Genomic DNA, 11,355 nt, shown 5'->3' with positions numbered 1-11,355 from the left:
CGGCTTTTTTCCTGAAACACTTATTTTGTTAGCCAGAAAGGAGCGAATATGAACATTCAGTTTCACCATATCCAAATCACAGTCAATGATGTAAAAAAAGCAGAAGGCTTTTATGATCAATTATTTGCACTATTAGGTTTTGACCTTCAGAAGAAATATTCTGGGTACTTAGAACATGCTGATATGGAAGTAGTAGAATATATAGGCGATTCATTTGATTTCGGCATTTGTTCCCCACGAAAAGAATGGAAGAACGAGAAAATCGATTCAAGAAAACTTGGCTCTGTTCAACACATAGCATTTAAGGCGGAAAGCCGCGAAGTAGTAGATGCGATCTTTCCCAAAATAAAAGCTTTAGGGGTAAAGATCCTTCACGATCGACCAATGGAGTACAAAGAGCGCATCGCTCCTAACTACTATGCCTTATTCTTTGAAAGCCCAGAAGGCATTCGTTTTGAACTATTTCATTATGCCTGATTCCTTTTACTAAAAGAGCGTGGCATGAACTTGTTGCGTGAACGTGTTCCTATTCAGGTGATCTTTCATTGTGGGGTTCGTATAACCATGTGATATCAGAGACAAACTTTTTTAAAACCTGTCATCAGGAAAACTAGAACATTCTTTTTAAAAGTACGTCCGTCTGGAAAAAACTATTTGATTTCTAAAATTCATTTGGACAATTCACAAATAAAAACCTAACTCGTGTGTTAAAAAACGTTCGAATTTTTATCATTCTAGAAGCGAGTGCACCGTGGGTCAATGAGGATTATTGGGTTGATGGCACGACACTTAAGAGAGGGAGGAAGATCAATATGGATCAGAGGGTTCAGCAAGACATCGAAGCAATCATTTCCCATCAATATGATCATGGCGCCGATTTATGGTCGACGCCAGACCATAAATTACTAAAAGGAGCACCCTTTACGACCTTAGAAAGTCCTCTTTATTTACTTGAACTTGGTATGTCTCCTGAGGAGAACTTATTAAAAGAGACAGCCGCATTGATCTTTCAAGGATGGAGAGAAGATGGCAGATTTAAAATTTCTCCGTCAGGGGGGATCTATCCATGTCATACGGCGTTGGCTTTGCGAACGCTGTGTGCTCTTGGTTACACAAGGGACCAGCGGCTGCAACAGACCGTTCACTATTTTCTTGCTACTCAGGAAGCAGATGGCGGCTGGAAGTGTAATAAGTATAGTTTTGGTCGCGGCCCGGAGACCCACTTTTCCACGCCAATGACGACGTTAACGGTCCTTGATGCTTTTCGCTATATTCATGATCGTGAAAAAATGGAAACGCTTAAGCAAGCAAGCGAATTTTTGCTTGCTCATTGGGAGATCCGTCAGCCAATCAGTCCCTGTCATTATGGGATGGGTACATTATTTATGCAGACAGAATACCCCTTTAGAGGATACAATCTTTTTTATTATCTGTATGTCTTGTCTTTTTATCCTTCTGCCAGAAAAGACGCACGATTTTTGGAGGCTTTGCAGCAGTTTGAATCGAAAGTTCAAAATGGCAATGTCATCGTAGAACGGGTCGTACCCAAACTGGGGAAACTGAATTTTTGCCAAAAAGGGCATATCAGTCCCTTTGCCACACAGCGTTACCAAGAAATTCTTGCTCGATTGGCAGAGGATTGAGGAAAAACAGCCCTTTGAAAGGTTCCCCCCATCTAGACGATTCTTTTTCTTTTCTGGTACACTGTCTGTAAAGAAGCAAGTGATTAATCAACAGAGAGGAGAAAGACATGCAAAAAATATATCTTGTTGAAGATGATGCAACGATCGTCTCTGTTCTAGCAGAATATTTACAGCAATGGGGGTACGAATGTGTTTCCGCGAAGAATTTTGCTAGCATCTTGCAAGAGTTTCATGAGATCAAACCGGATCTCGTTCTTTTAGATATTTCGCTGCCTTATTACAACGGGTATCATTGGTGCCAAGAAATTCGCAAGAAGTCAGAAGTGCCGATCATTTTCCTTTCGTCGATGGATCAACAGATGAATCAGATCATGGCGATGAACATGGGAGCAGATGATTATTTAACAAAACCCTTTGATTTAGCCTTCGTTTTGGCAAAAATCCAAGCATTGCTGCGGCGGAGCTATCAGTATAGCCACCAACAAGCGCTGACCTTTGAGATAGGGCAAGTAACCTTTTATCCCACAGAAAATGTATTAAAAAAACAGGGGGAACAGTTGCCACTGTCTCCAAATGAAGCTCGGATTCTTTCCTTGCTTTTGCAGCATCGAGGGAAGATCGTAGCCAAAGAGACCATCATTGAAATGCTCTGGAATAGTGAAGAATTCATCGATAATAACACATTAGCGGTCAATATGACCCGCTTGCGAAAAAAATTAAGCCAGATCGAACTATCCGATTTGATCCAGACAGTAAAGAATAAAGGGTATTTGATAGAAAAGGAACACGCCTATGACTAACGTGAAAGAATATTTCGTCCTTTATGGAAAGTTTTATCTCGTTTACCTGCTGTTTAGTGCGGGCCTATTTGGGCTATTCTTTCTCCACAGCCTTTCATTGGAGCCCTTCATTGACTATGTGGTCTTTTCAGGGGTGATCTTAGGGGGACTTTCCCTTTTTCATTATTTTCGTTACGCACAAAAAAGAAAGCAGCTGCAGCATTTATTAAGAAAACAACGTATGACGGAAGCGGCGTTGGCGTTCTTGCCTGCCACTCGAAATCGTTTAGAAGACGAATACCAAGCCCTTCTTAAACAATTGGCAAGAGAAAAAACCACTTCTGATTACAAGGCAGCGTTAAAAAAAGAAGAAATTTATGAAGATTTCGGCTTGTGGCTTCATCAAATCAAAACGCCTCTAGCTGCGCTGGATCTTTTGGTCCAAAGCGATTCGTTGTCACCGACGGAGGTCAAAGCGGAATTATTTAAGGTGAATGATTACTTGCAAATGATGTTGAATTATTTACGACAAAATTTAGCGAATGAAGATTTTGTCTTTGAGTCGATTGCTTTAGCGCCCCTCGTTCGTCAAACGATCAAAAAGTATGCCTTGTTTTTCTCGAAAAAGAATCTGCAACTGGACATGGCGGTGGATTTGACGGTGACATCCGATCGAAAGTGGCTCGTTTTTATTTTTGAACAGGTTCTTTTCAATAGCTTGAAGTATACCGAAACTGGTGGCGTCAACGTTTTCACTAAAGACAATGCCTTAGTGATTCAAGATAGCGGCATTGGTATTCGTAAGGAAGACTTGCCAAGGGTGTTTGAGAAAGGATATACGGGAAAAAATGGTCGCTTTCAGCAACGAGCGAGCGGGCTAGGCTTATATATGAGTCAACAAGCGGCTGAAAAAATCGGCTGCCGTTTAGCGATTGATTCTGAAGTGGGACAGGGAACCATCGTCACGCTTCATTTTCCCACCACAAATAACCGATAGCCGCAAACTTTCAACACTGTAAGTTTGCGGTTTTTATTGTAAGTCGCTTTTTTCTGCCAGTCAGCTTATTCTAAAAAGGAAGGAGGGAACAAGATGACACTTTTAAACATTCAACAAGTAAAAAAAATCTATCAAAGCCAGCTGAACGGACAACCCGTTGAAGCGTTGAAAAATATTACCTTTATGGTAGAAGAAGGGGAATATGTCGCTATCATGGGGGAATCAGGTTCGGGAAAGAGTACGTTGCTGAACTTGATGGCGACGTTAGACCAACCAACAGCGGGTGAAATGCAGCTGAATGGCATCGATCTGACCACGATCAAAGAAAAAGACGCAGCGAGTTTTCGACGGGATCACTTAGGCTTTGTTTTTCAAGACTTTAATTTATTAGACACCTTTTCGGTAAAAGACAATATTTTATTGCCATTAGTTTTATCAAAAGTTTCCGTCAAACAAATGGAAAAGCAGCTTCAACCTATCGTACAAACTTTAGGGATCGCCGATTTATTGCAGCACTATCCGTATGAATTGTCTGGCGGACAAAAACAACGAGTTGCTGTCGCACGAGCAATCATCACAAAACCGGAACTGCTATTAGCAGATGAGCCAACCGGAGCGCTGGATTCGAAAACCTCTGATCAACTGCTGACATTATTTCAACAGATCAATCAAAATGGACAGACGATCGTGATGGTCACTCACAGTTCGATCGCAGCCAGTCGCGCACAACGCGTCTTGTTTATCAAAGACGGGTATGTGTTTCACCAGCTGTATCGAGGGGATCGCAGCAATACCGCTTTTCTAGAAGCAATAGCCGAAACAATGACTGCTGTCTTTGCAAAGGAGGAGTAACCAATGTTCTTTCAAAAAATCGCCTTCTCCAATTTGCGTAAAAATGCCAAAGCTTACACACCCTTTTTATTATCCATGAGTTTCTTGGTGGCTGTTTTGATGATGACGCAAATCATCGTGAACAATCCAGGAATGAAGGAACTTCCTAGTAGTCAAAGCGCCATCTTCATGTTTCGTTTAGGAAATATCATCCTCATGATTTTTGCGGCGATCTTTTCCTTTTACACCAATAACTTTTTGATCAAGCAGCGAAAAAAAGAATTTGGTCTCTACAATGTTTTAGGACTAGGAAAACGTGAGATAGTCTTCGTGGTCTTTTGGGAACTCTTTTACAGTTTTCTCATTAGCCTTGCCGCCGGATTGATCAGTGGCTTATTGTTTGCACGATTAGGATTTTTGATACTGAAGAAAATCTTAGCCGTAGGCGAGTTCTTTGTCTTCAAACTGTCATTTGAGAGTATTGGCTTGGTGATCCTGTATTTTATGTTCGTCTTTGGTTGTTTATTTTTATTTGACATACTGCAAGTCCGCAAAACCAATCCACTTCAACTACTGCAGGGAAGCAAGCGTAATGAAAAAGAACCACGAGCAAAAGGTATTTTGGCACTATTAGGTGTCCTTTGTTTAGTGGCAGGCTATACGATCTCTGTGACGATCAAATCTCCTATCAGTGCATTAGGCCTGTTCTTTGTCGCCGTCGTCCTCGTAATCTTGGCTACCTATTTGTTGTTTATTGCGGGCAGTATCAAAGCATTGCAGTTTTTAAGAAAACGAACGACCTATTATTATCAAACGACCCATTTTATCAATGTCTCTACCATGTTGTATCGGATGAAGCAAAATGCGGCTGGTTTAGCAAGTATTTGTATTTTATCAACGATGGTGTTAGTGACCGTTGCTACGACCGCCAGTCTTTATTTTGGACAAAAGAATGTGATCGAAACCCGTTTTCCTTACGATGTTCAAATTGAGTCAGCGGCTGATTCCCAGCAAATCAACACAGCAATTAATGGACTTGAGGAGAAGCTATCGATCAAAGAGCGCCAGCAAGTCACTACAACAAGACCGTTGCTTTTTACCTTTGAGGAACCAAATTTTGTTCCCTCAACCAATTTTGAAGAAAATAGCGGTAGTTTAGATAAAGCCGTGTATCTTATTTTTCTTACCAGTTCTGAATACCATGAAATCACTGGGAAAACAGGACCCGCTGACGACGAACTATTCGTTTTTCCCGCCACCTGGACGCATCAAGCGTTACCAGAAAAGACGACGATCGATGATCGTCAATTTCGCTTGCGGGAATTGAAAGAACTGCCAACATTCACGAAAACAGAAAACCCCGTTCAGCATCTTGTTCTCGTGGTGGATGATCAGTGGCTTGCCGAAAAGCTAAGCGCTTGGTATCAAAACGAAGAGTTTCAACTTTACCAGCAACCAGTGACAACAACAGTCTTTAATTTTCAAACAGAAGAAGCAAGCGATCGCGAAGCCATCGCAAAACAGATTCGCAGCGAACTTCTGGCAGCAGATGCTCAGGCGAGCGTTGAATCAAAAGATCTTTTTGAAGTTGAGACAAAAACCTTTACCGGCGGCTTCTTCTTCTTAGGCTTGATTTTTGGTGTGATCTTTATTTTAGCTGCTGCATTGATCATTTATTATAAACAAGTTTCCGAAGGGATGGAGGACAAAGAACGTTTCGAGATCTTGCAAAAAGTTGGGTTAAGCCATAAGGAAGTCAAGCAAGTGATCCAGCAGCAAGTTTTGATGATCTTCTCATTTCCTTTGGTGGCAGCGATCATCCATTTGGCGTTTGCTTTACCAATGATTCGAAAATTACTGATTCTTTTTGGTCTGACGGATCGTAACTTATTGATTACGGTAACGATTATTTCTGTCCTGTTGTTTACAATGATTTATCTGCTGGTGTATTTCATCACCGCAAGAGTCTACTATCGATTGGTGGAGCGCAAACAGTAGAGGATGGACAAATGCTATTTAGTCAGACGATAGCTAGATGGATTAGCCGTCACCGCCAAGAGCTACAATAAAATGTAAGAACACCTCATCCATGAAGCGACGCTCAAAAGTTAGAATTTTTGGTCTAACAGTTTGGAATCACTACATGATTGAGGTGTTTTTTTGATAGGCACGCCCGTTAGCCCACTTTTTAGAGTTGAAAAAAATCCTTAGGTGACCTATAGTGAAAAGGAGTAAAGCACGGGTATAGAGTGCCGCGCGATTGATAGTCATTTCAAAATAAAAGAGATCATGTGATCCAAAAAGGAGAAAGCCCTATGAAAGAGCAGCCGATAACCATTGGATTCCCCTTAAGAGGTGAGTGGCTTGCGCCGACTACACCAGCCGAGAAGATTCCTAGCCATGGTACCGATCGAATGGGGTTGCGTTATGCCTTTGATTTTTTACAAGTTAATTTTGAGGGGAAAACCAAAGCTTTTCATAATCGAAGCTTTCTGCGCTATTTCTTCTTAGGGGTTCCGCTGGAGAGCTGTTATTGTTGGGGCGAAAAAATCTATGCGCCTTGTGATGGCGAAGTAATTGTTGCAAGAGATGGCTATCGGGAACGGAAAATCGTTCACTGGATCAGAGATTTTTCGATCGCTGTAAAAAATGGTTTGTTTTTTAATGAACAAAAAGATGATTATCAACAAATAGCTGGAAACTACATTGTGATAAAAGCTTCTGAGGGCGTTTATATGGCATTTGTCCATCTACAAAATGGATCTGTCAATGTTTCCGTAGGACAAAACATCACCAAAGGGATGGTGATCGGAAGCGTTGGCCATTCAGGAAATTCGACTTCGCCTCATCTGCATTTTCAAGTGATGGACACAAGTGATATCGCCCATGCAAAAGGTCTTCCTTGCCGCTTTCAAGAATATGAAGTGTACCAAGCAAGGGGATGGACAAAGGTGCAGAATCGGATACCAGGAAGTACGGATCGGATACGATTGTTGAAGGAATACTAAGGACCAGTTTTGAAACATTGCATCAGGGCTTGTAGGACGCTCAAAAGAAAAAACGTTTAAAAGTCTTTGGACTTCTTTTATGCATGTAAAATAATCTTAGGCTTTCAAAATTTGTGAAGAAAATGAAATGCAAGGAGAACAAATGAATCATTTACCCAATATCCTTACCACTACTCGACTGATTCTCGCACCACTTTTACTATTCCTTCAGCCAATGTCTGGCTGGTTTTGGCTGCTCTATTCCTATTGTTTTGTAAGCGACCTCGTTGATGGGCTGCTTGCAAGAAGGTTGAATCTTACGAGTGAGGTGGGTGCCTTACTAGATAGTTTCGCAGATGTAAGCTTTTTTCTCGCAGTTTTTCTTTCTTTTCTACCACAGCTGTTGGCGGTACATACGCTTTGGGTCTGGCTACTAGTGATTGCTATGATTCGTTTTGTCAGTTATCTGATTGGCTATGTAAAATATCGGTCTTTTAGTAGTCTGCATACATGGCTCAACAAAGCAGTCGGATTTCTTTTATGTATTTTCCCGTTGTTGCTCATCATGTTCCATGAAAAAATTGTTATCTTGATTTTGGGGACCATCGCCACTGTTTCCGCATTAGAAGAATTGCTGATAACGATCCTCTCAAAAAATCTGGATAGAAATCAAAAATCGATATTCGAAAGTTTTAAGTAAGGCGCCTCTATCATTGAGGGCCTTTTTTTGCGTATTCACCGCTAATAGACTTTTAAAAGACCCTTCAAAAACAATTTTAAAAATAACATTGAAAACAATTTTTAATGGTATTATGCTTATCTTTGAAGGGAGGCTTCACAAATGAATAGACAAGAACTGCATGCATGTATCAGTAAAAACCAGCCTAATATTTGCCAAATTGCTGCCTACCAAAATGGAAAGGAAGTTTACACGGATGAATGGCATGAGTATAAGCCAGAGGATACTTGCCACCTTATGTCCGCTACGAAAAGTATCGTTTCTCTACTAGTTGGGATAGCGATCGATCAAGGTGTCATCCGGAGTGTCAATGACAAAGTACTCGATTATTTTCCAGACTATCAAGTAAAACGGGGCGAAAAAACGATTCAGGATATTACGATCAAACACCTATTAACGATGCGAGCCCCGTATAAATGCAAAGGTGATCCATGGACAAAGGTTTGTTCGAGTGACGACTGGACCAGCGCCTCGCTTGATTTATTGGGAGGAAGAAAAGGAGTGACAAATGAATTCAATTATCAAACCGTTTGTCTGCAAATCCTCACTGGTTTGTTAGCGAAAGCTTCTGGAATGACGACCGTTGATTATGCGAACCATTATTTATTTCGACCTCTTGGTGTAGCCGAACTGACCAATTATTATGCGGAAACGGCACAAGAGCATAAGCACTTTACGATGAGCAAGGCACCAAAAAAACCGGTTTGGTTTTGCGATCCTTTAAATATTGGCACTGCAGGTTACGGGCTTTGTCTTTCAGCAAAAGATTTAGCCAAAATCGGTGAGCTATGCTTGAACCAAGGCATCCATCAAGGACAACAAGTGATTTCTTCACAATGGCTCACTGAAATGGTCAATCCGCTAGAGACAAACATAGAGAAATTTCAAAATATGAGTTATGGGTATTTATGGTGGATCTTGGATGCTGAGAAAAGCACCTATGCCGCCATCGGCAATAGTGGAAATGTCCTTTATATTGATCCCGAATCAGAGACTGTTATCGCCATTACGGCGTATTTTAAGCCAACTGTCTTTGATCGCATCGACTTTATCGAGACAGAGCTAAAACCGTTCCTTTTGCACTAATGAGCGTTAAGAAAAAGCAGTCTGCTGTCAAAAGTTGATTGCTTTTTTTGTAGACGAAAGCTTAATGATCCCTTTTGTGACTATGGCAGGCAGGTGACCTACTGATAAAGCTCGGCTGCTAGCCTTTTTATGAAATTATAATTTAGCAATTTGATCCCGCAGGTAGGAGGCTAAATCAATAATAAACGGAAGATAAATGAGAAATGAATAAAATGACCAAACTATCAACGACGTAAACTTGGTATACTATAATTGAGAAGAAAATCACAAGTGAAAGGAGCGGTCGGGGTGTTTTCAGAAATCAGTATCTATCAAGTGAAACCCAGTAGTGTTGAGACCTTTGAAGCAGTCATGCAGGAAGCAACAGAGGCAATGAAGGCCATGGAGGGGGCTTTGTTCTTTCGATTAATGAAACGAACCCATTACATCAAAGAAATGAGGACCATCAAGGAAGGTCGCCTGCCAGATCCATTGACGAGAGTCATAAAATGTGTGAAATATGCTCACTATTGGGAGTTTGATAGCGAAGAAAATTATGGCAAAGCTCAAAAAAAGTTGTATGAAAGTTACTGGAAAGCAATGGAGAAATGTTTGATCGTTCCCCACGACAAACTATTGGGGGAAGTTCTTGAGTGCTCGCTTTAGTACCAAATGCTCTCCTGCTGAACGGACTTTTTGTTGCAACTGTTAAGAAAGGACAGGGTAGAAATACAACGGACGTTAAAAAAGTCATTTGAACGGTTGAATGGAGAACTGTTAGTTTTTTTTTAAACGCTCTATTACTTGATGGAATCTAAAAGGAGGAAGCCCCGATGGCACAGGTTGCTTTTCATAATTCGTACAAATTAAAAAAAGGCGTTTCAACAGCGGAATTTGTTCGTGTCGTTGAACAATTAAACCGAGAATACATTTCCAAACAAAGAGGATACCTTTCTTTTGAATTATTCGTAGATGGAGAAACTTGGGCGGACATCACCAAGTTCGAAACGAAAGAAGATGCGGAAACATTTGCCCGATGCGGCACGCCTAATGCCTTTGCACAAAAGTTTTATTCATTCATCAATCTAAACAGTTGCACCTCTCACCTATACACCATTAAAAAAACGTTCCAATAACTAGCCACTATGGAATGAACAGCTCAAAAAACAATTCATATGAAAAGAGGAACTTCTTATGACAAAACCAGCAGAATGGTATCAAGGAAAAGTCGGTCGGGCAGAACATTTGGTCTATTTAAATAAGGAAGCCAAAGAGCTTGAGAAACTGATTCACGGTGACAAAACAATGATCATTCGGGGGGCAGCCGGCAGAAAATCACCTTTAGGAGGAAGAGCCAAAATCAACGATCTTGTGTATTTTGTGGAGACCGGCGGCGATTTGACCATCACTCATCGGGGCAGCATTGCCAACGTGATTGAATCTGAAAAGATGACGAAAGAAGAATCCATAGATTTTGTAAAACGCTATGAAAAAGAGTTGAATTTATCGAAAAAACAAGTCGATCGTTGGGCAGGGAAAAAGTATCTAGCGGTCTATGAAATCGCTGAATTAGAAGAAATAACACCATTTCAGTACAATCGTGACAAAAATATGGATGATTGGGTCATCACAGATGATATCAACAAAATCAAATTGTAACGTAGCGAAAACCTTAAAAAACGAAGCGCAAAGGAGTTGAGTGGAAGGATGGAAGGCAAAAAGCAATTGTTTCGAGACAAAAACGTGAAACCAACAGAGCAGCTGATTGCAGAATCTTTGGGTGAAGGATATGTCATTTATCAACGTTTTATCGAAACCCTTGAAAACGAGGGCATCTCTCTTATGGATTGGCGCTATTACCAAGATGGAAAAGCGTGGTTGTCCAAAGGCGAATACAAATGGACAACGACTCGTGGAACGAATAAAGTAAAACCAATTTTTTGGCTCTCGATGTGGGAGGACTTCTTCAAAGTCTCTTTTCACTTTAGCGAGAAAGTCCGAACACAGTTATTGTCTTTACCAATCAGTGAAGAGACAAAGGAAACCATTCATAAGGCGCTAACTAATGGCACGAAAATGAAGTTTTTTTCTGTGATTTTTGATGTCGCTAATCCATCACTCTTTGAAGATATCACCGAATTGATCGTGTTCAAAAAAAGTAAATAAAGTAAGAGTATGTTTATTTAACTTGGATAGTCTGATTTTATTACATCTATCAAAAAGGAATCTTTGTTATAGTTTACCCATTTTTTAGGTTAAGAAAAGTAAAAGTCAATCAGAAGACTCTAAGTTTATCGCCTTTCCTCTGATTGGG

The 11,355-nt window shown here is 40.7% G+C and carries 13 protein-coding genes; all 13 read left to right on the top strand.

Annotation, left to right across the window (positions count from 1 at the left end; translation table 11 throughout):
• Positions 1 to 48 precede the first annotated feature (48 nt).
• Positions 49 to 477: a VOC family protein gene (locus IGJ44_RS09500; RefSeq protein ID WP_167827051.1), complete on the top strand. Its 429-nt coding sequence runs from the start codon at positions 49 to 51 to the stop codon at positions 475 to 477.
• A 335-nt stretch (positions 478 to 812) separates the two neighbouring features.
• Positions 813 to 1,643 (top strand): prenyltransferase, encoded by an 831-nt coding sequence (locus IGJ44_RS09495; protein ID WP_074535239.1) that lies wholly within the window; start codon positions 813 to 815, stop codon positions 1,641 to 1,643.
• A gap of 107 nt (positions 1,644 to 1,750) precedes the next feature.
• Positions 1,751 to 2,443: a response regulator transcription factor gene (locus IGJ44_RS09490; protein WP_010749609.1), complete on the top strand. Its 693-nt coding sequence runs from the start codon at positions 1,751 to 1,753 to the stop codon at positions 2,441 to 2,443.
• Positions 2,436 to 3,419: a sensor histidine kinase gene (locus IGJ44_RS09485; RefSeq protein ID WP_430605658.1), complete on the top strand. Its 984-nt coding sequence runs from the start codon at positions 2,436 to 2,438 to the stop codon at positions 3,417 to 3,419. Before IGJ44_RS09490 ends, IGJ44_RS09485 begins: the two co-directional genes overlap by 8 nt.
• Before the next feature lie 93 nt (positions 3,420 to 3,512).
• A complete protein-coding gene (locus IGJ44_RS09480) occupies positions 3,513 to 4,271 on the top strand; it encodes an ABC transporter ATP-binding protein (protein ID WP_010749611.1) in 759 nt (252 codons plus the stop codon).
• A gap of 3 nt (positions 4,272 to 4,274) precedes the next feature.
• Entirely contained in the window at positions 4,275 to 6,248 is a 1,974-nt protein-coding gene (locus tag IGJ44_RS09475; protein ID WP_074535241.1) for an ABC transporter permease, read from the top strand.
• Positions 6,249 to 6,565: 317 nt separating this feature from the next.
• Positions 6,566 to 7,258 (top strand): M23 family metallopeptidase, encoded by a 693-nt coding sequence (locus IGJ44_RS09470; RefSeq protein ID WP_074535242.1) that lies wholly within the window; start codon positions 6,566 to 6,568, stop codon positions 7,256 to 7,258.
• Between the two features lie 127 nt (positions 7,259 to 7,385).
• The gene (locus IGJ44_RS09465; protein ID WP_081116905.1) at positions 7,386 to 7,937 is read left to right on the top strand and encodes a CDP-alcohol phosphatidyltransferase family protein; all 552 of its coding nucleotides are present in this window, start codon (positions 7,386 to 7,388) and stop codon (positions 7,935 to 7,937) included.
• Between the two features lie 141 nt (positions 7,938 to 8,078).
• Complete coding sequence (locus tag IGJ44_RS09460; protein ID WP_074535244.1) at positions 8,079 to 9,062, top strand: serine hydrolase domain-containing protein; 984 nt, start codon at positions 8,079 to 8,081, stop codon at positions 9,060 to 9,062.
• Between the two features lie 270 nt (positions 9,063 to 9,332).
• Positions 9,333 to 9,707, top strand: a complete 375-nt coding sequence (locus tag IGJ44_RS09455) for a hypothetical protein (protein WP_005230091.1) — start codon at positions 9,333 to 9,335, stop codon at positions 9,705 to 9,707.
• A 167-nt stretch (positions 9,708 to 9,874) separates the two neighbouring features.
• Positions 9,875 to 10,177 (top strand): antibiotic biosynthesis monooxygenase family protein, encoded by a 303-nt coding sequence (locus tag IGJ44_RS09450; RefSeq protein ID WP_074535245.1) that lies wholly within the window; start codon positions 9,875 to 9,877, stop codon positions 10,175 to 10,177.
• Between the two features lie 58 nt (positions 10,178 to 10,235).
• Complete coding sequence (locus IGJ44_RS09445; RefSeq protein WP_074535246.1) at positions 10,236 to 10,700, top strand: hypothetical protein; 465 nt, start codon at positions 10,236 to 10,238, stop codon at positions 10,698 to 10,700.
• A gap of 48 nt (positions 10,701 to 10,748) precedes the next feature.
• On the top strand, positions 10,749 to 11,207 hold the full coding sequence (locus IGJ44_RS09440) for a DUF3788 family protein (protein WP_081116907.1): 459 nt from the start codon (positions 10,749 to 10,751) through the stop codon (positions 11,205 to 11,207).
• Positions 11,208 to 11,355: the final 148 nt, after the last annotated feature.

This window comes from Enterococcus sp. DIV1368d, assembly GCF_050542975.1.
GTDB lineage: Bacteria > Bacillota > Bacilli > Lactobacillales > Enterococcaceae > Enterococcus_D > Enterococcus_D casseliflavus.
Note: the sequence above shows the minus strand (reverse complement) of the source record. Positions and strands in the feature narration are given on the sequence as shown.

Coding starts and splice junctions, on each gene's coding strand:
- IGJ44_RS09500 (WP_167827051.1), top strand. CDS start 49: ATGAACATTCAGTTTCACCATATCCAAATCACAGTCAATGATGTAAAA.
- IGJ44_RS09495 (WP_074535239.1), top strand. CDS start 813: ATGGATCAGAGGGTTCAGCAAGACATCGAAGCAATCATTTCCCATCAA.
- IGJ44_RS09490 (WP_010749609.1), top strand. CDS start 1,751: ATGCAAAAAATATATCTTGTTGAAGATGATGCAACGATCGTCTCTGTT.
- IGJ44_RS09485 (WP_430605658.1), top strand. CDS start 2,436: ATGACTAACGTGAAAGAATATTTCGTCCTTTATGGAAAGTTTTATCTC.
- IGJ44_RS09480 (WP_010749611.1), top strand. CDS start 3,513: ATGACACTTTTAAACATTCAACAAGTAAAAAAAATCTATCAAAGCCAG.
- IGJ44_RS09475 (WP_074535241.1), top strand. CDS start 4,275: ATGTTCTTTCAAAAAATCGCCTTCTCCAATTTGCGTAAAAATGCCAAA.
- IGJ44_RS09470 (WP_074535242.1), top strand. CDS start 6,566: ATGAAAGAGCAGCCGATAACCATTGGATTCCCCTTAAGAGGTGAGTGG.
- IGJ44_RS09465 (WP_081116905.1), top strand. CDS start 7,386: ATGCAAGGAGAACAAATGAATCATTTACCCAATATCCTTACCACTACT.
- IGJ44_RS09460 (WP_074535244.1), top strand. CDS start 8,079: ATGAATAGACAAGAACTGCATGCATGTATCAGTAAAAACCAGCCTAAT.
- IGJ44_RS09450 (WP_074535245.1), top strand. CDS start 9,875: ATGGCACAGGTTGCTTTTCATAATTCGTACAAATTAAAAAAAGGCGTT.
- IGJ44_RS09445 (WP_074535246.1), top strand. CDS start 10,236: ATGACAAAACCAGCAGAATGGTATCAAGGAAAAGTCGGTCGGGCAGAA.
- IGJ44_RS09440 (WP_081116907.1), top strand. CDS start 10,749: ATGGAAGGCAAAAAGCAATTGTTTCGAGACAAAAACGTGAAACCAACA.